General features: G+C 66.4%; 19 protein-coding genes. 6 read left to right on the forward strand and 13 right to left on the reverse strand.

The genetic code is table 11. The annotated features are described in order from the left end of the window. Positions 1-103: 103 nt before the first annotated feature. From VZC37_RS12390 to VZC37_RS12405, 4 genes are all read right to left on the reverse strand, one after another. Complete coding sequence (locus VZC37_RS12390) at positions 104-859, reverse strand: alpha/beta fold hydrolase (protein WP_330432825.1); 756 nt, start codon at positions 857-859, stop codon at positions 104-106. Positions 860-924: 65 nt separating this feature from the next. Next, a complete protein-coding gene (locus VZC37_RS12395; protein WP_330432826.1) occupies positions 925-1,215 on the reverse strand; it encodes a hypothetical protein in 291 nt (96 codons plus the stop codon). Between the two features lie 140 nt (positions 1,216-1,355). Continuing rightward, positions 1,356-2,324: an alpha/beta hydrolase gene (locus tag VZC37_RS12400; RefSeq protein ID WP_431309391.1), complete on the reverse strand. Its 969-nt coding sequence runs from the start codon at positions 2,322-2,324 to the stop codon at positions 1,356-1,358. Between the two features lie 129 nt (positions 2,325-2,453). Further along, positions 2,454-3,266 carry an SHOCT domain-containing protein gene (locus VZC37_RS12405; RefSeq protein WP_330432827.1) on the reverse strand — a complete coding sequence of 271 codons (813 nt, stop codon included), beginning with the start codon at positions 3,264-3,266 and terminating at the stop codon, positions 2,454-2,456. Positions 3,267-3,821: 555 nt separating this feature from the next. Here VZC37_RS12405 and VZC37_RS12410 point away from each other — a divergent pair. The 3 genes from VZC37_RS12410 to VZC37_RS12420 are packed head-to-tail and all read left to right on the forward strand — an operon-like array spanning position 3,822 to position 5,895. Beyond that, the gene (locus tag VZC37_RS12410; protein ID WP_330432828.1) at positions 3,822-4,742 is read left to right on the forward strand and encodes a TIGR04222 domain-containing membrane protein; all 921 of its coding nucleotides are present in this window, start codon (positions 3,822-3,824) and stop codon (positions 4,740-4,742) included. Next, entirely contained in the window at positions 4,739-5,605 is an 867-nt protein-coding gene (locus VZC37_RS12415) for an MbnB/TglH/ChrH family RiPP precursor modification enzyme (protein ID WP_330432829.1), read from the forward strand. The genes VZC37_RS12410 and VZC37_RS12415 overlap by 4 nt, the downstream gene beginning before the upstream one ends. After that, positions 5,602-5,895 carry an SCO6045 C-terminal-like domain-containing protein gene (locus tag VZC37_RS12420; protein ID WP_330432830.1) on the forward strand — a complete coding sequence of 98 codons (294 nt, stop codon included), beginning with the start codon at positions 5,602-5,604 and terminating at the stop codon, positions 5,893-5,895. The genes VZC37_RS12415 and VZC37_RS12420 overlap by 4 nt, the downstream gene beginning before the upstream one ends. A gap of 107 nt (positions 5,896-6,002) precedes the next feature. Here VZC37_RS12420 and tuf read toward each other — a convergent pair whose 3' ends face one another. From tuf to VZC37_RS12450, 6 genes are all read right to left on the reverse strand, one after another. Then, positions 6,003-7,193, reverse strand: a complete 1,191-nt coding sequence (gene tuf / locus VZC37_RS12425; RefSeq protein WP_330432831.1) for an elongation factor Tu — start codon at positions 7,191-7,193, stop codon at positions 6,003-6,005. Positions 7,194-7,307: 114 nt separating this feature from the next. Next, on the reverse strand, positions 7,308-9,413 hold the full coding sequence (gene fusA / locus VZC37_RS12430; RefSeq protein ID WP_330432832.1) for an elongation factor G: 2,106 nt from the start codon (positions 9,411-9,413) through the stop codon (positions 7,308-7,310). Positions 9,414-9,491: 78 nt separating this feature from the next. After that, positions 9,492-9,962 carry a 30S ribosomal protein S7 gene (gene rpsG / locus VZC37_RS12435; protein WP_330432833.1) on the reverse strand — a complete coding sequence of 157 codons (471 nt, stop codon included), beginning with the start codon at positions 9,960-9,962 and terminating at the stop codon, positions 9,492-9,494. A gap of 6 nt (positions 9,963-9,968) precedes the next feature. After that, positions 9,969-10,340 carry a 30S ribosomal protein S12 gene (rpsL, locus tag VZC37_RS12440; RefSeq protein WP_007619326.1) on the reverse strand — a complete coding sequence of 124 codons (372 nt, stop codon included), beginning with the start codon at positions 10,338-10,340 and terminating at the stop codon, positions 9,969-9,971. Between the two features lie 470 nt (positions 10,341-10,810). Continuing rightward, entirely contained in the window at positions 10,811-11,437 is a 627-nt protein-coding gene (locus VZC37_RS12445) for a DUF8020 domain-containing protein (RefSeq protein ID WP_330432836.1), read from the reverse strand. A gap of 185 nt (positions 11,438-11,622) precedes the next feature. Continuing rightward, entirely contained in the window at positions 11,623-12,510 is an 888-nt protein-coding gene (locus tag VZC37_RS12450) for an exodeoxyribonuclease III (protein ID WP_330432837.1), read from the reverse strand. Positions 12,511-12,537: 27 nt separating this feature from the next. On the opposite strand from VZC37_RS12450, the gene VZC37_RS12455 reads away from it, so the two are divergent. From VZC37_RS12455 to VZC37_RS12465, 3 genes are all read left to right on the forward strand, one after another. After that, positions 12,538-14,217, forward strand: a complete 1,680-nt coding sequence (locus VZC37_RS12455) for a sigma-54-dependent Fis family transcriptional regulator (protein WP_431309392.1) — start codon at positions 12,538-12,540, stop codon at positions 14,215-14,217. 142 nt (positions 14,218-14,359) lie between these two features. Beyond that, on the forward strand, positions 14,360-15,856 hold the full coding sequence (locus VZC37_RS12460; RefSeq protein WP_330432838.1) for an aldehyde dehydrogenase family protein: 1,497 nt from the start codon (positions 14,360-14,362) through the stop codon (positions 15,854-15,856). Positions 15,857-15,907: 51 nt separating this feature from the next. Continuing rightward, entirely contained in the window at positions 15,908-17,020 is a 1,113-nt protein-coding gene (locus VZC37_RS12465; RefSeq protein WP_330433138.1) for an NDMA-dependent alcohol dehydrogenase, read from the forward strand. 118 nt (positions 17,021-17,138) lie between these two features. Here the strand turns inward: VZC37_RS12465 and VZC37_RS12470 are convergent, their stop codons facing one another. The 3 genes from VZC37_RS12470 to VZC37_RS12480 all read right to left on the reverse strand — a co-directional run bounded on the left by VZC37_RS12470 (position 17,139) and on the right by VZC37_RS12480 (position 19,910). Beyond that, positions 17,139-18,185: a YdcF family protein gene (locus VZC37_RS12470; RefSeq protein WP_330432839.1), complete on the reverse strand. Its 1,047-nt coding sequence runs from the start codon at positions 18,183-18,185 to the stop codon at positions 17,139-17,141. Between the two features lie 271 nt (positions 18,186-18,456). Beyond that, positions 18,457-19,107 carry a TetR/AcrR family transcriptional regulator gene (locus tag VZC37_RS12475; RefSeq protein WP_330432840.1) on the reverse strand — a complete coding sequence of 217 codons (651 nt, stop codon included), beginning with the start codon at positions 19,105-19,107 and terminating at the stop codon, positions 18,457-18,459. Further along, complete coding sequence (locus tag VZC37_RS12480) at positions 19,104-19,910, reverse strand: enoyl-CoA hydratase family protein (RefSeq protein WP_330432841.1); 807 nt, start codon at positions 19,908-19,910, stop codon at positions 19,104-19,106. The genes VZC37_RS12475 and VZC37_RS12480 overlap by 4 nt, the downstream gene beginning before the upstream one ends. Positions 19,911-19,915 lie beyond the last annotated feature (5 nt).

Here is a 19,915-nt window from a genome sequence, read left to right on the forward strand (position 1 = left end):
AATGATCTCCGGCGAACGACCACTCGGTGAGGACTGTTGGCGGGAGTCGGGTGCCGCGTTTGCGGGCGTACCCCGCCGATCGACTCCGCCAAATCGTCCCAGGTCAGCTGCTCTGAACGAATTCCCCCGCGGCAGCAGCGAATTCGGCTGGCTTGTCGCGATGCACGCTATGACCCGCATCGATCTCGACGAATCGGGCGGCGGGCAGCGTCTCGCAAAGGGTGCGCAGGTGACGGGGCGGCAAGAAGCTCCGCCGGCCACCGGAGATCACCAGGGTGGATGCGGCGACGACGTCGAGGCGTGCCCACCAATCGGGGTCGGGAGTCTCGAACTGCCGGCCTACCTCGGCGCCCACGCGGCGATCGAACCGGATCAGTGGCCACGGATTCCGTACCGCGGCGCCGACTCCGCGTACACGTTCGCCGAGTGACGCGGCGACGACGATGCCCTCGTCGACGTGGCCCTGGTCTCGCGGCATCGGCGGGACCTCCTCGAGTACCAGCCGTCGCACCCGGTCGGGTATCGCCATCGCCAGGCGGAGCACGGTGTGCGCACCGAGCGAGTGCGCAACGATGTCGGTCACGTCGATGTCGAGCTCGTCGAGTACGAACTCGAGGTCATCGCGAAAGTCATCGAGCAGGTACGTCGGCGCGTGACCGCTGCGGCCGTGTCCACGCAAGTCGACCGAGATCACCTGCCGGCCCACACGACGCAGAGCACTCGCGAACGCACGCCACGTGGTGTGATCGCCGGCCATGCCATGTACCAGCAACACCGGCGGACGTTGCCCGTCGTGACCCGAGACCCGAACGCCCAGCGCCAGGTCACCGGTCGGGTTCGATCGATTCAGCACGCGCACGTGATTCTCATACGTCAAACGGCAGCCCGGACACAAGTTGGGTGCACGGCGCTGAAACGTCAGAATCAGACCCTGCCTGCCGGCCGCGCGATGTGAGCCTCCCATCTGCGGCGGCGTTCGTCGTCGGTTTGCTCCCACCATGGCGTCCCGCGCTCACCCAACGCGACCTTCGCGGCCTGCACCCCCCGGCGCGACTCCGGCGCGCCCCTCGTGCGTTTCACCTCTCGGCGCCACGCCATCAGGATCGACTGCAGCTCAGCGCGCCGTTCCTCGGGGATCAGCGGGTCCGTTGCCTGCCACTTCCGACCGTTCACGACGACGTGCCGACCGTCGGGAGTTCGTTGCGGACGGGACATGTTCCCAGAGTGTCACGCCGGCTCGAAACGGTGCGTGATCAGATCTCTCTCACGGCTTCTGCAGGGCGACGCTGTTCATCACCCCGAGCGGCCGCGCTCGCGGCGTTTGTCGGTGCGGGGATCTGTCAACACGGATCGGATCAGTCCCGGAACCAACCACTGCGCTTGGCCTCGAGAACCATGTCCTGCCAGTAGCCCCACTGGTGTGTGCCGACCGCGGGGTAGTCCGTGGTGATCCGGACGCCGGTGATGGCGGCGGCGATCTCGAACGTCCGGGTCTGTGCGAGTGAGATCACCTCCAGGGGTGTGCCCTTGATCGAGCCGATCGCGTCGGTGTTGTACTTACCCCACACGCCCGAAGCGGCGCCGACCCGGATCCGCATGCCCCGCATCCGGTCGAGCTGGGCGACAGAGTCGTTCGCGATCCAGCGGTTGTGCCACGGCGGGCCCCACATGGCGTCGGCGCTGAACGGGCCCACACCGGCGGCCATCCCCGCGTCGATCAACGCCAGGCGCACCGCCTCGCGCATCGTCGGCGCGGATGGGTTCAGGAAGCCCGACATCGAGAAGATGTGGGAGATCCGCTTCCGGTGGTACGCACCGAAGATCATCGCGGCGTTGCCGCCCATCGAGATGCCCATCATGGCGTACTTGCCGCGCGGACCGACCGCGAGGCCGCGTGCGTCGAGTTCGTTGATGATGGTCTTGAGCCGACAGGTCCACCGGTAGCGGTACTTGACCTTGTTGCCGGGGCTGGCGGCTTCCCAGTCGGTGTAGAAGCTGGCCAGGCCACCGACCGGCTGGATCACGTTGACGCCCGAATCGGCGATCCGCTGGATACGCGTCTCGTGCCGCCAGCCGCTCTTGTCGCCGGTCGCGCGCAGGCCGTCGAGGGCGATGACCGTCTTGTAGTTGCCCCACCGGGTCCACATGTCGACCGGCGTCGTCGGCATGCCGCATCCGGAGACGTAGAACCGGCCGAAGGACGCCGCGCTCGCGTTTCCGGCCTCGACGGAACCGATGCCGACGATGGTGGCTGAGACGAGCAGACAGACCAGGAATCGGCGCCGCTTCGCCAATCGGCGTGGGCGCATGGAGAGTACCGGCACCGCAGAACCGTAATCCGTTGTCCGAGTGGCTTGCCACACCTGTGACCAGAGCAGCGACAGACCGAAACCGCGCTGTTACCAAAGTGGCGGATGTTGCTGGAGTGATTTAGTCACTCGATGTCATGTGCGTCAGGCGTCAGAGAGGATCTGCCGGCGAGCCGTAGCGTACTCGGCCTCGGTGATGACGCCGGTCGCCTTCAACTGCTCGATCTCGGCGAGTCGCTCCTGCAGCGAACGCCCTCCCTTCGCCGAGCCGGTGCCGGTGGCGCCGATCGGAGTCGTTCCGGCCGTCGGGGAGGCCGTCGAATACCGGCGGGCCACCTGACTGACCTCGTCACGTTCCTCGGGATTCGAGCGGAGGTCGACGGACCCGTCGGTCGGGATTCCGTTGCGGCGCAGGATCTCGAAGATCTCGATGAGCGGCTCGGCCTGCCCGGTGAGATCGTAGGTCGTACCGTCCTCGGACGAGATCGTCATGGGCACCGATCCGGCGATCGCAGCCGTTGCCTGCCAATCGATCTCGGCCACCCGGGTTCGGAGATCGGCACGGACCGCGACGCGACGCCGGTGCAGCAACGCCTGGTGGGAGATCGGCACCGCGGTCTTGACCTGAACGTCGAACGGGGCGATGCCGTCGCCGCCGACCCGCAGCCCGATGACCATCAGCGGATGATGGTTGATCTCGGTTCCGGTCTGGGTGAACGATGTGACGTCTGCCAGGGCCATCCGGCCGTCGAGTCCCGGTTGCCTCACATGCGACGCGTTCGCCCGGCCCGTCATCGGCGCGAGAACACCGAGGTGCTCGTCCACGGTGCCGCGCACCGACCGCACGGACCGGATCACGACGACCGTGATGATGATCGCGATCACCACGAACAGTGCCGTGATGCCGAGGCCCACCCACAGCATCCAGTCCTGGTCGGCGTTGGTGACGGTCGTCATCGATCAAGGGTAGGCCGACCGCCGCCTCCCAGTCGGCCTGATCATGTGAACATCCGACGCGGGCGTTCCGGATGCCGCGGGTCCGTTCGGAGAACGCGACTCACCGACGGCCCGCGCGAACCGAACCGACCCGCGCGAACCGAGTGCACCCGCGCCGACGGCTTGGTGGACACGCGAAAGTACGCACGGGGCCCAGCGGTCCATCACGGATCGGCGACAGATGTCGACGCCATCTGGACACGACCGGGCGATTCGCCCACCCTCACCCGAAGATGCGGCCCGCTGTCCAGACCTACGGTGTTCGCGCCGCGGCCGTTGGGACCGCGCTGTACGGAATGTCTCTGCTCCGGCAGTTCGATCCAACTGGCGCCCGCGGAGGCCAGAGCAGTTCGTGCGGCCAGTGCGGCGGTTGCAGTTGCGGGTGACGAGCCGCCCGTGTCCTCCGTTCGACCGAGGCGGATATCGGAACGGCCACGATCGCGGACCGCGACTGGACAGTTCCTGACCTGCACAGATACTGATCTCATCTGTGGAGTGCGAAAGGTGGAGAGACCGATGAGTACATCGTCTGTGTGGGGCATCCCGGGCCCACTCCTGGTCATCATCGTCGTCGGCCTCTCGGCACTTGCTCTCGGCTGGATCGTGCTCTCCGGGCGGCGACTGCGGGACGACGACGATCGGCCACTCGACGAACTCTCCCCGACCGAACTGGGCATGCTGCTCTCCGACCACCACGCGATCTTGACGGCGCTGGTGGAGCTTCGCACCGAAGGCCTGATCAATGTCGCCGGCCGGAAGCGACGACCGACGGCAGTCGAGGTACACAGTCTGGATCCGCTGTCGCGCAACATCTACGGCCGACTCGCGCCGTTGTCCGCACAGCCGAGACCTCGGAGATCCACGTTCGGCGGCCCCATCCGTCGGAAACGCCGTTCAGTCGTCCGACGGGATACCCGAGTTCTGCTCGAACCGCTCAGAGCCGACCTCACCGACCGCGGGTATCTGGTGCGGAACCTCGGCCCACGGGCATACCTACCGTTGTGCGCCGTCGCCGCCTTTGGCGTGGTCTGCATATGGCAAAGCATCGTCAACGAACAGACCCCGTCGCCAGGTGCCGCAGGCATCATCGGCGCCGTGCTTCTCGTCGATCTTGCTCTCGCCCTGGAGATCCGCAGCCGCCGGCGACGTCGGACCGTACGCGGCGAGCAGGCGCTCGGGCTGGCCGAGGCCGAGCACGAGCACCTCGACCCGTCGCTGCACCCGGCCATCGAGACCTACGGGAAACGCGCGGCGGCCATCGGCAGTGCGTTGTTCGGCCTGGCCCTGGTCCACCAGTTCGACCCTGCATTTGCCAAAGCCGCCGGCGCGACCTGGATCCACGGCGGAGCGCCGGCCACCGCCGGGATCGCCGTCACCTGCGGCACCTGGGGCGGCGGCGACAGCTGTGGCGGCGGTGGTGGCGGGTGCGGTTCATGACACCTCACTCCCCGAACCCGTCAGACCGGCCAGTCGCCACGTGGCCGCACGGAATCGGAATCGGCTGGCGCCCAGAGATCGCCGGCCTCGTATCCGATCTGCCCGGGCTCGGATTCTGCGAGGTGATCGCCGAATCCGTGTCTCGCTACCCGATCGAGATGCTCAGTGCGCTGGACGTCCCGGTGATCCCGCACGGCATCGGCCTATCACTCGGTGGCGCCGAACCCGTGACACCCGAACGGATCTCGCTGCTCGCCGACTGCGCCGAGCGCCTGAAATCGCCGCTGGTCAGCGAACACGTCGCGTTCGTCCGGGCCGGCGGTGTCGAAGCCGAGCATCTGTTGCCGATACCGCGATCACGGGAGGCCCTCGACGTGCTGACCGACAACATCCGACGCACCCAGGACGGACTTCCGGTGCCGCTCGCCGTCGAGAACATCGCCACGCTGTTCGACTGGCCCGACGACGAGTTCTCCGAAGGCGAGTTTCTCGCCGAGGTCATCGATCGCACCGACGTCCACCTGCTCCTCGACGTCGAGAACGTGTACGCCTGCGCCAAGAATCGGGGCACCGACCCGGTGCGGGATCTGGAACGCCTGCCACACGAACGCATCGCGTACTGCCACGTCGCCGGCGGCCACATGGTCGACGGGCGATATCACGACACGCACACCGATCCGGTCCCGCCCGACGTGCTGGAACTCGTGGCCCAGATCGCCGAAACCGGTGCAGCGCAGGCCTTCATGCTCGAACGCGATGGGAACTTCCCACCCGCGCGTGAGCTGCTCGCCGAACTCGACGCGATCGCGGACGCGGCACGGATGGGCCGCATCACAGACGGCAGCAGGTGGTGGGTGGCATGACCGACAACCTCGCACGACGCCAGGCCGCGTTGGTCCGAGCGCTCGTCGACGGTGGTGACCCGCCGGCCGGGTTCGATCCAGGCGCTGTCGCGGCGGCAGCAGAAGTTCTGCGGCGCAAGCGGTCTGCGCGCACGGGTGCCACCACGCCGGACTCGGAGCAGGCTCCGACTGCTCGGCCGCGTAGACGATGGTGGCAGTGGTCACCGAATGCGGTTCGTTCCGGCGATCGCGGGTCGGTTCGGGAAACGCGGGTCGTCGACGGCCCGCATGAACCGAACCGACCCGCGTAAACCGAGTGAGCCCGCGCGAACGGACCCAATGGAAAGCGAAAGGCGCCCGGCCACTTTCGTGACCGGGCGCCTCCCTCGACTCAGTGAGTCAGATCAGAGTGACAATGTCACTTGTTGATCTTGGTGACTCGACCCGCACCGACGGTGCGGCCACCCTCGCGGATGGCGAAACGCAGGCCCTCGTCCATGGCGACCGGCTGGATGAGCTTGACGCTCATCTCGGTGTTGTCGCCCGGCATGACCATCTCGGTGCCCTCGGGGAGGGTCACGACGCCGGTCACGTCGGTGGTACGGAAGTAGAACTGCGGACGGTAGTTGTTGAAGAACGGGGTGTGGCGTCCACCCTCGTCCTTGCTCAGGATGTAGGCCTGGCCCTCGAACTCCGTGTGCGGAGTCGTGGTGCCCGGCTTCACGATGACCTGACCGCGCTCGACGTCCTCACGCTTGAGGCCGCGCAGCAGCAGACCGGCGTTGTCGCCTGCCTGTGCCGAGTCGAGCAGCTTGTGGAACATCTCGATACCGGTGACGGTGGTCTTGGTGGACTTGTCACGGATGCCGACGATCTCGACTTCCTCGTTCACGTTGACCTCGCCGCGCTCCACACGACCGGTGACCACGGTCCCGCGACCGGTGATGGTGAAGACGTCCTCGACGGGCATGAGGAACGGCTTGTCGGTCTCGCGGACCGGGTCCGGGATCGACTCGTCGACGGCAGCCATGAGCTCCTCGACCGACTTGACCCACTCGGCGTCGCCCTCGAGCGCCTTGAGCGCCGAGACCTTCACGACCGGGGCTTCCTCGTCGAACTCCTGGGCGGCCAGCAGTTCGCGGACCTCCATCTCGACGAGCTCGATGATCTCGTCGTCGTCGACCATGTCGGCCTTGTTCAGGGCGACCAGGATGTAGGGCACACCGACCTGGCGGGCCAGCAGCACGTGCTCACGGGTCTGCGGCATCGGACCGTCGGTGGCGGCGACCACGAGGATCGCACCGTCCATCTGGGCCGCACCGGTGATCATGTTCTTGATGTAGTCAGCGTGACCAGGAGCGTCGACGTGCGCGTAGTGGCGCTTGTCGGTCTCGTACTCCACATGCGAGATGTTGATCGTGATACCACGAGCCTTCTCTTCGGGAGCCTTGTCGATCTGATCGAACGCGAAACTCTGGTTGAGCTCCGGGAACTTGTCGTGCAGCACCTTGGTGATGGCCGCGGTCAGCGTGGTCTTGCCGTGGTCGACGTGACCGATGGTGCCGATGTTCACGTGCGGCTTGGTCCGCTCGAACTTCGCCTTCGCCACTTTGTTTGTCCTCCTGGACTGTTGTTGTCCTACTGGGCGGATCCCAGCAGGAGTTGTTCACTTACGTTGTTGCGCCCGCTTGTGGGCCAGCGCGGTCGCGATGGTCGCCGACGATTACTCGCCGGTGGCCTTCGCGATGATTTCCTTCGACACGTTCGACGGAACCTCCGCGTACGAGTCGAACACCATGGAGTAGTTTGCCCGGCCCTGGGTCTTCGACCGAAGGTCTCCGATGTAGCCGAACATCTCCGACAGCGGCACCTGTGCCTTGACGACACGTGCACCACTGCGCTCCTCCATGGCCTGGATCTGGCCACGGCGGGAGTTCAGGTCGCCGATCACGTCACCCATGTAGTCCTCGGGTGTGGTGACCTCGACCGCCATGAGCGGCTCGAGGATCACCGGACCGGCCAGCTTCGCAGCCTCTTTGAGGACCTGCTGGCCTGCGATCTTGAAGGCCATTTCCGACGAGTCGACGTCGTGGTACTGACCGTCGAGCAGGGTGGCCTTGATGTTGACCAGCGGGTACCCGGCCAGCACGCCGTACTGCATGGCGTCCTGGATACCGGCGTCAACCGACGGGATGTACTCGCGCGGCACGCGGCCACCGGTCACGGCGTTGTCGAACTCGTAGGTCGCGCCGTCCTCGGCGTCCACCAGGGGCTCGAGCTTGATGATGACCTTCGCGAACTGGCCGGAACCACCGGTCTGCTTCTTGTGCGTGTACTCGTGCTTGTCGACCGCCTTGCGGATGGTCTCGCGGTAGGCGACCTGCGGCTTGCCGACGTTGGCCTCGACCTTGAACTCACGCTTCATGCGGTCGACCAGGATGTCGAGGTGGAGCTCGCCCATGCCGCCGATGACGGTCTGGCCGGTCTCCTCGTCGAGCTGCACCGAGAAGGTCGGATCCTCTTCGGCGAGCTTCTGGATGGCCGTCGACAGCTTCTCCTGGTCGGACTTGGTCTTCGGCTCGATGGAGACGTTGATGACCGGGTCCGGGAAGCTCATCGACTCGAGCACGATCGGTGCATTCGGATCGCACAGGGTGTCGCCGGTGGTGGTGTCCTTCAGGCCGATCATCGCGTAGATGTGGCCCGCAGTCGCGTCCTCGACCGGGTTCTCCTTGTTGGCATGCATCTGGAAGAGCTTGCCGACGCGTTCCTTCTTGCCCTTGGTCGCGTTGAGGACCTGGGTGCCGGCGTTGATGCGGCCCGAGTAGACACGCACGAAGGTCAGCTTGCCGAAGAACGGATGTGCGGCGATCTTGAACGCCAGCGCGGAGAACGGCTCGTCCGAGGACGGCTTGCGCGACATCTCTTCTTCTTCGTTACCCACGGCATGACCCTCGACCGACGGAACGTCGAGCGGGTTCGGCAGGTAATCGATGATCGCGTCCAGCATCGGCTGGACACCCTTGTTCTTGAACGCCGAGCCACAGATGACCGGGTAGAACTCGCGGGCGATCGTCAGCTTGCGGATGGCGCCCTTGATCTCCTCGACGGAGAGCTCCTCGCCACCGAAGTACTTCTCCAGCAGGGCCTCGTCGCTCTCGGCGACGGTCTCGAGCAGCTTCTCGCGGTACTCGGCAGCCTGATCGGCCAGATCCGCGGGGATCTCCTCGATGGTCGGCTCGGCGCCGATCTCGACGGTTCCGCGCCAGGTGATGGCCTTTTGCTCGATCAGGTCGACGACGCCGTCGAAGCTGTCCTCGGCACCGATCGGCAGCTGCAGCACCAGCGGCTTGGCGCCGAGGCGCTCCTCGATGGTGCGCACGGTGAAGAAGAAGTCGGCACCGAGCTTGTCCATCTTGTTGACGAAGCAGATGCGCGGAACTTCGTACTTCTCCGCCTGCCGCCAGACCTGCTCGGACTGCGGCTCGACGCCTTCCTTGCCGTCGAACACGGCAACCGCACCGTCGAGCACGCGCAGGCTGCGCTCCACCTCGACGGTGAAGTCGACGTGCCCGGGGGTGTCGATGATGTTGATCTGGTTGTTGTTCCAGAAACAGGTGACGGCGGCGGAGGTGATGGTGATACCCCGCTCCTTCTCCTGCTCCATCCAGTCGGTGGTCGAGGCACCGTCGTGGGTCTCACCGATCTTGTAGTTCACACCGGTGTAGAAGAGGATTCGCTCGGTTGCGGTGGTCTTGCCGGCATCGATGTGGGCCATGATGCCGATGTTGCGAACCTTTTTGAGGTCGCTGAGCACTTCCTGTGCCACTTGGTTTCCCTTCGGGAATTGCTGTTGAACAGGGCTTGGGCTCCGCGCGACGAGTTCATCGCCACGCGGAGCACGTTCTCACCAGCGGTAGTGCGCGAACGCCCGGTTGGCCTCGGCCATCTTGTGGGTGTCTTCGCGACGCTTGACCGACGCGCCGAGACCGTTGGAGGCGTCGAGCAGCTCGTTGGCCAGACGCTCGACCATGGTCTTCTCGCGACGCTGACGGCTGAAGGTCACCAGCCAGCGCAGGGCGAGGGTGTTGGCACGGTTCGGCTTGACCTCGACCGGGACCTGGTAGGTGGCGCCACCGACGCGGCGGCTCTTCACCTCGAGGGTCGGCTTCACGTTGTCGAGGGCGCGCTTGAGGGTGATGACCGGGTCGGTGCCGGTCTTCTCGCGTGCCTGCTCGAGCGCGCCGTAGACGATGCGCTCGGCGGTCGACTTCTTGCCGTCCAGCAGGATCTTGTTGACCAGCTGGGTGACGACGGGCGAACCGTAGACCGGATCGTTGATCAGGGGGCGCTTGGGTGCGGGTCCTTTACGTGGCATGACTTATCAGTTCCCCTTCTTCGCGCCGTAGCGGCTGCGGGCCTGCTTGCGATCCTTGACACCCTGGGTGTCGAGCGAGCCGCGGATGACCTTGTAGCGCACACCCGGGAGGTCCTTCACACGACCGCCACGGACGAGCACCATCGAGTGCTCCTGGAGGTTGTGGCCCTCACCCGGGATGTAAGCGGTGACCTCGACGGAGCTGGTCAGGCGCACACGGGCGACCTTGCGCAGCGCGGAGTTCGGCTTCTTCGGGGTGGTGGTGTAGACGCGGGTGCACACGCCACGACGCTGCGGGCTCCCCTTGAGGGCCGCGGTCTTGGTCTTGGCAGCCTTGTCGTGACGGCCCTTGCGGACCAGCTGATTGATGGTTGGCACTAGGTGTTCATTCCTTATGTTGATGTTGGCATCTGTTGCGGTTGGTGCTCCGGGCAAGCATCGACAACCGTTTCCGATTACGTTGCTTCCACAACTCGCCCCACCAGCGAGTTCTCGCTGGTCAGTACAATTTTGCTACCCCGAGGTCGGGCGTGTCATACACTCGACGACGGTATCGCCTGTCAGGCCGTGTGCTCGGGGTTACCCGGGCATGCGGACTGGCCCAGCATGGGCCGGGCACCGGCGAACCACTCTACCGACCGAGTTTGCACAGGTCAAAAAACCGTTCCCGCAGATGACCGGGCGCGGGCACGCGGGTGAACGGGCGGCAACCTACCACCCTCTCAACGCCTGTCACCGTGAGTTGGTTCCGTGGAACGACACAGGGTGCTCCGTGAAACGACAAGGGTTGCCGCACCGCTCGATTCGCGAGCCATGCGACAACCCCTGTGCCGACTACCGTGCGCCGACTACGGCGTGTTCCACCACGCCAGCACCGACGGCCAGGCCTTCGGATTCACGCGCTCATAGGCGATGTAGGCGCCGATGCCGGCGCCGATGACCGCGCCTGGCAGCCACCCGAACGGGATGAACGCACCGACGAAGTAGCCGATGAGGCCGCCGACGACCGTCGACAACTGCGTCTCGGCGTTCCAGCCCTTGTTCAGTTCCGCCCACATCATGTCGTAGCGCTGCGCCTTGGTGATGCGTTTCCGCTGTGCGGCATCGGTCGCGGCGCGGTCCAGCAACGCCCGGTACTGAGAGCTGACCTGCGGGACGAAGGTCGCGGTGGACCGGTCCGCACTGACCGACCAGCGCAGCGGGACACTGAACCCGTCCATCGTGCCGACGAGAGGCATCGCGTCAACGACGCGTCCGCCACGGTCCACGACCTGCAGTTCGCTCCCCGCCGCATTCGGCACAAAGACAGCGTCGCGCAGCTTCGCGACAACACCCTGACCGTCGGCGGCGATCCCGGCATTGACGAAAGGTGCGGACGGCGACGCCGGTGCGGCGTTCGCCGTGGCGGACGGGATCGCGACCGATGCGACGGTGATCGCCGCGATCGCGAGGAGGTAACGGTGTATGCGCTTCATTGACCCCAACTTCGATGAACATGGAATCCCCAGCGGGAATGCTGAGAGACGCCTGAACCCTATCGGCACGAAATCGGAGATCTGTCTCAGAGTCGGCCCGACGTGCTGGGGATCACTGGCCGTGTCAGTTGGGTGAAGGACACCAGTGACCATCGCGTGAGCGAATTGCCGGTCGGCGTGTCCGGTCAGTCGCTCGACTGCGGCAGCTTGACGCGCGCAGCTGCCCGCTTGGCCGGATTCGACGGCGGTGGCACAACAGGACCGACGTCACCGTCGGGAGCGGTGTCGAGGTCGACGATCACCGGGGCGTGGTCGCTCGGTTTGCTGCCCTTGCGGGCCTGCCGGTCGATCCAGGCGGCGGCCACCCGCTCGGCGACGGGCCCGCCGGCGAGGACGAGGTCGATGCGCATGCCGAGGTCCTTGTGGAACATGCCGGCCCGGTAGTCCCAGTAGCTGAATACCCGGTCGTCGGGCCACCGGTCGCGGACCACATCGTGCAGCCCGAGCGAGCCGAACGCAGCGAGCGCGGCGCGTTCCGGCTCGGTGACGTGCGTGTGCCCGACGTAGGCGTCCGGGTCGAAGACGTCGGCGTCGGCGGGCGCGATGTTCATGTCGCCACACAACATCGTGTCGACGGCGTCATCGCCCGCTGCGACGCTGTCCCGCAAGCGGGCGAGCCACTCCAGCTTGTACCGGTAGTGATCCGAGTCGGGCGTGCGCCCGTTCGGCACGTACAGCGAGTGGATGCGCACTCCCCCACACAGCGCCGACACCGCTCGCGCCTCGGTCGGCGACTCCGGCTCGGGGTAGCCCGGAACACCGTCGAAACCGCGACGGACATCGTCGAGGCCGACTTTCGACAACAGCGCCACACCGTTCCACTGCCCCTGGCCGACGTGGGCGATCTCGTAACCCCGCTCGGCCAGGTCGGCACCGAGGACCTCGTGGAAGGCGTCGTCGGACAGTTTGGTCTCCTGCAGGCAGACGACATCGGGCTGTCGCTGATCCAGCCAGGGCAGCAGCCGGGGAATCCGTTGCTTGACCGAGTTCACGTTCCAGGTGGCGACGCGCATGGGTCAACGGTAGCGGCCGGGTCGGACTTGGCATTCACGGTGACCTGTGTCACGTTTGTCTCCATCGACGTCTCCCCTCGGACCTCCGACCGTGCGCCACGCCGATCCGTCATCGAGTACTCCTGGCGACGATCGGCGATGTCGGGCGTGCGGCCCGCCGATCCGATGCCGACCGCGACGCTCGACATCGCGCCCGCGGATCCGCTGCTCGACGCGGCACGACCGGTCCTCGACGATGCGGCGACGCGGTTGGCCGACACCGACATGTCCCTGCTGCTCGTCGACCACGAATGCCGCATGGTGTCGCGGGTCGCCTTCGGAGCCGCGATCGAGCGCACCCTCGATGAACTCGGCGCCACACCCGGAGCGCCGTTCGGCGAAGAGATCGTCGGCACGACGGCGCTCGGCACGCCTGCGGAGATCCGCGGCGGAATCGCGGTCAACAGCAGTGAGCACTATCTGGAGCGATTCAAGGCGATCAGCTGTTTCGGGCAGCCGATCGTGCACCCGGCCACCCGGCGCCTGGCCGGCATCATCTGCATGTCCGAGAAAGCCGAGCGGATCAACCCGCTCGCGGTCCCGTTCGTCAACCAGGTGGTCGCCGACATCGCCGACCGCCTGCTCGATCGTTCCCGAGCCCACCAGCGGCGGGTACTCGACGCCTTCCAACGCGCCGCGCCACGCCGCGACATCGCGGTCGTCGCCATCGGCGACGACCTACAGCTCACGAACGCACTGGCCGCAGAACTGCTCTCTCCCACCGACATCGGGGTTCTGCGCGCTTTCGCCTGCGATCCCGGCCTGCGCGACACGGTGCTGCCGCTGACGCTGGTCTCCGGGGTCGAGATCGAGATCGGCGTCGAGCCGGTCTCCGGTGCGCGGGGTGCGGCTCTGTTCCGTTTCCGGCCGGTCCAGTCCGGATCTCCGACGCAGGCACCGGTCTCACCGTCAACGTCTGCCGCGCAGTCGGTCACCGTCGCGATCACCGGGGAGCCCGGTAGCGGCCGCTCGACACACGCCGCGGCCCTCCTCGAACGCTTTCCAGGGCCGGAGGCAGTGGTCGTCGACGTCGCCGACGACCTGATCGACGGACGGCAACCAGACGTCGTCGGGTCCATCGCCCGGGCGCGCGCCCGGCACGCACCGCTGATCGTCGACGGCGTCGACCTCCTCGACGACCGGTCGGTGGCACTCCTCGGGAAAGCCGCGGCGAACTGGTCCGGCGAGGCACCGATGATCATCGTGAGTGCCCCTCGCGAGCAACTCACCGTGGGCGTCGCCGCACTCATCGGACGCTGTGCGCGTCGCATCGACCTGCTGCCCCTGCGGCATCGCAACTCAGAGTTCGCCGCGATCGCCAGCGAAATGCTCGAGTGCATCCACCCCGGACTCACCCTGTCCGGCAAAGCCACCGACGCATTGCTGAGTCAGGACTGGCCGGGCAACTTCGCGGAGCTCGAATCCGTTCTGCGCCAAGCCGCCGACGGATGCACCACCCGCGGCGCGAGGGTGGTCGAGCCGGCCGATCTCCCACCGAGTCATCGCGCCACGAGCCGGGCCGCACACCTGTCCGGTCGGGAGCAGGCCGAACGCGTCGCCATCATCGAGGCCCTCGATCGCGTCGGCGGCAACAAGGTGCACGCCGCACGCGAACTCGGCATCAGCCGCACCACGCTCTACGCACGGATGCGGGCCTTGGGGATCTGACCCCAAACGGCGTGCCGGCGCAACTGTTCAGTCCGGTGTTCAGATTCTGTACAGCCAGGGCCCGCCCATCGGTGGCAGAAATGAGTCAGGTCACATCTATGACCCAGATCACTGCCGATCTGTCACCGACCAGGAGGTTTCCATGACCGCCGTCGCCACCGACCTACTGCCCCGGGTTCGCGACTTCATCGCCGCGGACCGACCGATGCTGATCGGGGGTGAGTGGGTGTGGGCGGAGACCGGCCGCACGTTCGAGACGATCGATCCGGCGACCGCACGGCCGATCACGGCGGTCGCTCATGGCGATGCCCGCGACGTCGACCGAGCCGTCCGCGCCGCGCGCCAGGCCTTCGACGACGGGCCGTGGTCGCGGATGAAGCCCAACGAACGTGAACGGCTGCTATGGCGCGTCGGTGACCTCCTCACCGAACGCGCCGCGGAGTTCGGGCAGCTCGAGGCGCTCGACAACGGCAAGGCGGCGACTATCGCCACCGCCGTCGACACGACGTGGTCCGCCGACATCTTCCGCTACAACGCCGGCCTCGCCACCAAGATCACCGGTTCGACGGTCGACGTGTCGATGCCGTTCGTTCCCGGTGGCGAATTCCATGCGTACACCCTGCGCGAGCCGGTGGGCGTCTGCGGATTGATCGTCCCGTGGAACTTCCCCCTGTTGATGGCTGCCTTCAAGTTGGCCCCGGCTCTCGCGGCCGGCAACACCGTGGTCCTCAAACCGGCCGAACAGACCCCGCTGACCGCTCTGCTGCTCGGTGAGATCTTCCAGGAAGCCGGTTTTCCACCGGGCGTGGTCAACATCGTCACCGGATTCGGCGACGCGGGCGCCGCGCTCTCCGCGCACGATGATGTCGACAAGATCGCGTTCACCGGTTCGACCGAGGTCGGAAAGAAGATTGTCGACGCGGCCAGGGGTAACCTGAAGAAGGTGTCGCTGGAGCTCGGCGGAAAGAGCCCGAACATCGTGTTCGCCGACGCCGACTTCGAGAAGGCGGTCGCCGGCTCGGTGGCCGCGTGGATGTTCAACCACGGCCAGTGTTGCGTGGCGGGCACGCGCCTGTTCGTCGAGCGGCCCATCTTCGATGAGTTCACCGCCGCCGTCGCCGAGGCCGCATCGCAGGCGAAGATCGGACCCGGACTCGATCCGACGACCGAACTCGGACCCCTCGTCAGCCAGGAGCAGTTCGACCGCGTCTCCGGCTATCTCTCGGCCGGCCTCGCCGACGGCGCACGGGCCCTGACGGGCGGAAAGCGTTGGGGCGAAGAAGGTTTCTTCATCGAACCGACCGTGTTCGTCGACGTCGAACCGTCTTTCTCCATCGTGACCGAGGAGATCTTCGGACCGGTCGTAGCTGCCCTGCCGTTCGACGCCGATTCCGGAGTAGCCACTGCCGCAAACGATTCCATCTACGGTCTGGCCGCCGGCATCTGGACGAAGGATCTGTCCAAAGCGCACAAGACCGCACGACAGATCAAGGCCGGCTCGGTGTGGGTGAACCAGTACAACGGGTTCGACACCGCGATGCCGTTCGGCGGATACAAGCAATCCGGTTGGGGCCGCGAGCTGGGGTCGTCGGCGATCGAGCTCTACACCCAGACCAAGGCCGTCAACGTCGCCCTCTGACCCCGTCCATCATCTCTATTCGCAAAGGAGCGAACCATGAAGACAGCAACGATGACGACAAAGGCAGCTGTTCTCACCGGACCCGGCAAGCCGTTCGAGATCACCGAGCTCACGCTCGATCCACCCAAGGACGGGGAGGTGCTCATCAAGTACACCGCCGCCGGACTGTGTCATTCCGACCTGCATCTCACCGACGGTGACCTGCCACCGAGATATCCGATCGTCGGCGGTCACGAGGGTGCGGGGATCATCGAGGAGGTGGGGCCGGGGGTCACCAAGGTCAAACCGGGAGACCATGTGGTGTGCAGTTTCATCCCGAACTGCGGGACCTGTCGGTACTGCTCGACCGGACGCCAGTCCCTGTGCGATATGGGCGCCACCATCCTCGAGGGGTCGATGCCGGACGGTTCGTTCCGATTCCACGACGGTGACACGGATTTCGGCGCCATGTGCATGCTCGGCACGTTCGCCGAACGCGCGACGATCAGCCAGCATTCGGTGGTGAAGGTCGACGACTGGCTACCACTGGAGAAGGCCGTTCTGGTCGGATGTGGCGTCCCCACCGGATGGGGATCGGCGGTGTACACCGGCAACGTTCGTGCCGGCGACATCGTGGTCATCTACGGCATCGGCGGAATCGGCATCAACTCGGTGCAGGGTGCCGTGCACGCGGGCGCCAAACACGTCATCGTCGTCGACCCGGTGGCGTTCAAGCGCGACACGGCCATCAAGTTCGGCGCCACCCACGCATTCGCGAGTGCCGCCGAGGCACAGGAGACGATCACCGAGATCAGTTGGGGCCAGGGCGCCGACACGGCGATCGTGACCGTCGGCACGGTGGACGAGGAGGTCGTGTCGGCAGCGATCGGCGCCGTCGGCAAGGGCGGAACGGTTGTGCTGACCGGACTGTCGAGCCCCGAGAAGTTCACCGTGCACTGGCCCGGTATCGATCTCACCCTGAACGAGAAGTCCATCAAGGGCAGCCTGTTCGGGTCGGCCAACCCGCAGTACGACATCGTCCGGCTCCTGCGGCTCTACGACGCCGGCCAGCTCAAGCTCGATGAACTGGTCACCACCACCTACACCCTCGACCAGGTGAACGACGGCTACCAGGATCTGCGCGACGGCAAGAACATCCGCGGCGTGCTCATCCACGACCACTGATCGCAGGCTGCACAACTACAACCGAGAAGACGGCAACCGAGAACCCCGGCCCGGACGCGATGCCCCCGCCGCGTCCGGGCCGGTCCATGCGCGTCCGTGCCTCACTGGTGCAGGGACACTAGAGGATGTTCACCAGTGACATCACCCAGGGCACCGACAACACAACGATCACAGCGAGATTGAGCTGCCAGTGATCGCGCAGAATCGCGACGAACTCGCGGACCTGCGCGTTCGGGAAGAAGTATGCGGCGGTGTGCGCGCCGGTGCTGAAACCCTCGATACCTGCGGAGCGCATGAGGGTCGCGGCGCGGAACGCGTGATAGTCGCTCGTCACGACCGCCGCCGCCCCGCTGGTGTGGTGTTCGTCGAGCAGTCGTTTCGTGAAGGTCAGGTTCTCGGCGGTGTCGGTGGAGTCGTCCTCGAGCCGGACTCGGCCGCGGTCGACACCGTGGTCGGCGAGATAGTTCGACATGGCCTCGGCTTCGGACAGCCGCTCGTCGTTTCCTCGGCCGCCGGAGCACACGAGAATCGGGTCGAGACCGGTGCCGATGGCGAGATCCATCAACTCGCGTCCGCGATCGAGCCGTCCTGCCAGCAGAGGACTGACGCGGTCGCCTCCGATGAGGCCGGCCCCCAGCACGATCACCGCACCCACGGGCTGTGTCCTGGCACGGCGGCGTCCGTAGATCGCGTACACCAGCGACCATCCCAGGAAGGCGACGAACACGAACCCCAGATATCCGGCCGGCAGCCCGATGGCGAGCACGAGCAGAAGAAATGTGTTGGAGGCCGCGGCATCGAACCACCCGATCACCACACCGACGAACACCGCGGCGACGTAGCCGACCAGCAGTGCCCCGAGCAGAGACGACAGCAGCGTCGCGGGACGGGCACCTTCCTTGCGAGCCAGGTCGACGCCGTTGACGATCAGGTAGATCCCGAGGGCGACGATCGCGAGCAGGCCACACATCCCGACGGCGATCAACGTCCACGCCCCGGTGAGTTCGCTGCCCGTCGCCGCCACCCCGAAAAAGACGAGCAGCATGACGGCCAGGACACCGGCGGCGGCGAAGTAGAGACCGGGCCGCAAGCGGCGGGGATCACGCCACGCGGTGATCAGCCCACTCAACACGAGCAGAGCCCACACCGCCGCGAAAATGTACATGTCCCAATCCTGTCAGGTCGCCTGCAGCACCATGTGATCCCGGAGGAGCCGACCCCCGGTCGCTGAGGAGCGAGCCTGCGAGCGCGCCGCCCTGAGGAGCGAGCTTGCGAGCGTCTCGAAGGGTCACGGGGCCCTTCGTGACGCTTCGCTCGTTCCTCACGAAGCTCCTCAGGGACCAGGTGGGGCGACCTCGCGAGGCTCCTCAGGGACCAAGTGGGGAACCCTCGCGAGGCCTCTCAGGGACCAAGGTGGGGAACCCTCGCGAGGCTCCTCAGGGACCAGGTGGAAGGCTCTGTGGACCGGGTGGGGGAACCAGCACCGCGGACACCATCGCCGTCCACGTGGCGACCACCTGCGCGCGCCGCTTCGAGTCGTCGGACAACGTGTCGGCGAGGCCGAGGCCACGGGCGAGGTCGAGGGTGACCTGCGCGATCCGGCGCGAGTCCGGGTAGCGGCCGTCGGGATCCAGTGCGGCGACCGTCATCTGGTGTGCGGCGCGGGCGAATTTGTCCTCCATCGGCAGGATGAGCTCACGCAGTGCGGGATCCGATGCGGCCGCCGCCCACACCTGCAGGGCGGCTTTGAACTGGGGGCCGGTGTAGATCGCGACCGCACGATCCACCGCGGCCGCGACCCGTTCGGTTTCGTCATCGGGCAAGGCCGCGAGTGTCGTCGATGCGGTCGAGGTCATGTCGTCGAAGACCTGCTCGAGCACCGCCGTGATGAGGGCCTCGCGCGTCGGAAAATGATGCTGCGCCGCACCCCGGGACACCCCGGCACGCATCGCCACCGCAGCAACCGTGGCCGCCGACCACCCGTCGTGCGCGAGTGCGTCGATCGTGGACCGCAGCAACCGTTCCCGCGTGAGCCGTGAGCGTTCCTGCTGCGGTTCACGGGAAACGGGTTGGCGAGGGTCGGTCACTTCGCGTCCACGGTGAGATCCCAGGGCGGTCGTTGCTTCGACAGGAACGCCGTCATCCCCGCCCGGGCCTCGTCGGACCCGAACAGTGCCGCCGACTCGGCGGCCCGCACATCGGCCGACGCGTCGAAATCCGCCAGGATCGAGGCGGTGGCCAGGGCCTTCGACGCCGCCAACCCTTGCGGCGACGACCGTCTGATCCCGGTCAGCACCGCGTCCAGTCCGGTGGCGAGGTCATCGGATGACGCGAATGCCTCGGTGGCCAGCCCGATGCGAACCGCCGTGCGGGGGTCGAACGTCTCGCCGGACAGGAAGTACCGTCCGGTGGCCCGGGCGGTCAGTTTCGGCAGCAGTACCAGCGAGATCACCGACGGCGCGAGCCCGAGGCGCGCCTCGGTGAGGGCGAAGGTGCACGACGGTCCGGCGAGCACGATGTCGGCGGCCCCGATGAGTCCGAAACCGCCTGCCCGGACGTGTCCGTCGATGCGGGCGATCACCGGCTTGGGCATCGTCAGGATCGTGCGCATGAGGTCGATCATCGATCGGGTACCGTGCGCCGACGCGTCCTCGACCGACATTCCGGACTTCAGCGCCTCGCTCAGATCGGCTCCCGCACAGAATGTTCCACCCGTGTGAGTGAGCACCACCGCACGAACCGACGGATCGTCGGAGGCGGAGGCCAATGCGGCGAGCAACTGATCGACCAGTGTCCCCCCGAGCGCGTTGCGGTTGGCAGGTGAGTCGAGGACCACCGTGGCGATCCCGCCGGCGACAGCCGTGTGGACGACCTTGGTCGTGTTGGTCATGTCAC

The sequence above is a fragment of the Gordonia sesuvii genome (genome assembly GCF_036350415.1).
Taxonomy (GTDB): Bacteria; Actinomycetota; Actinomycetes; order Mycobacteriales; family Mycobacteriaceae; genus Gordonia; species Gordonia sesuvii.

Excerpts from the sequence above, each read along its gene's own strand:
- VZC37_RS12395 (WP_330432826.1), bottom strand. The coding sequence starts at position 1,215 with ATGTCCCGTCCGCAACGAACTCCCGACGGTCGGCACGTCGTCGTGAAC.
- VZC37_RS12405 (WP_330432827.1), bottom strand. The coding sequence starts at position 3,266 with ATGACGACCGTCACCAACGCCGACCAGGACTGGATGCTGTGGGTGGGC.
- VZC37_RS12410 (WP_330432828.1), top strand. The coding sequence starts at position 3,822 with ATGAGTACATCGTCTGTGTGGGGCATCCCGGGCCCACTCCTGGTCATC.
- VZC37_RS12415 (WP_330432829.1), top strand. The coding sequence starts at position 4,739 with ATGACACCTCACTCCCCGAACCCGTCAGACCGGCCAGTCGCCACGTGG.
- VZC37_RS12420 (WP_330432830.1), top strand. The coding sequence starts at position 5,602 with ATGACCGACAACCTCGCACGACGCCAGGCCGCGTTGGTCCGAGCGCTC.
- rpsG (WP_330432833.1), bottom strand. The coding sequence starts at position 9,962 with ATGCCACGTAAAGGACCCGCACCCAAGCGCCCCCTGATCAACGATCCG.
- VZC37_RS12445 (WP_330432836.1), bottom strand. The coding sequence starts at position 11,437 with ATGAAGCGCATACACCGTTACCTCCTCGCGATCGCGGCGATCACCGTC.
- VZC37_RS12450 (WP_330432837.1), bottom strand. The coding sequence starts at position 12,510 with ATGCGCGTCGCCACCTGGAACGTGAACTCGGTCAAGCAACGGATTCCC.
- VZC37_RS12460 (WP_330432838.1), top strand. The coding sequence starts at position 14,360 with ATGACCGCCGTCGCCACCGACCTACTGCCCCGGGTTCGCGACTTCATC.
- VZC37_RS12465 (WP_330433138.1), top strand. The coding sequence starts at position 15,908 with ATGACGACAAAGGCAGCTGTTCTCACCGGACCCGGCAAGCCGTTCGAG.
- VZC37_RS12470 (WP_330432839.1), bottom strand. The coding sequence starts at position 18,185 with ATGTACATTTTCGCGGCGGTGTGGGCTCTGCTCGTGTTGAGTGGGCTG.
- VZC37_RS12480 (WP_330432841.1), bottom strand. The coding sequence starts at position 19,910 with ATGACCAACACGACCAAGGTCGTCCACACGGCTGTCGCCGGCGGGATC.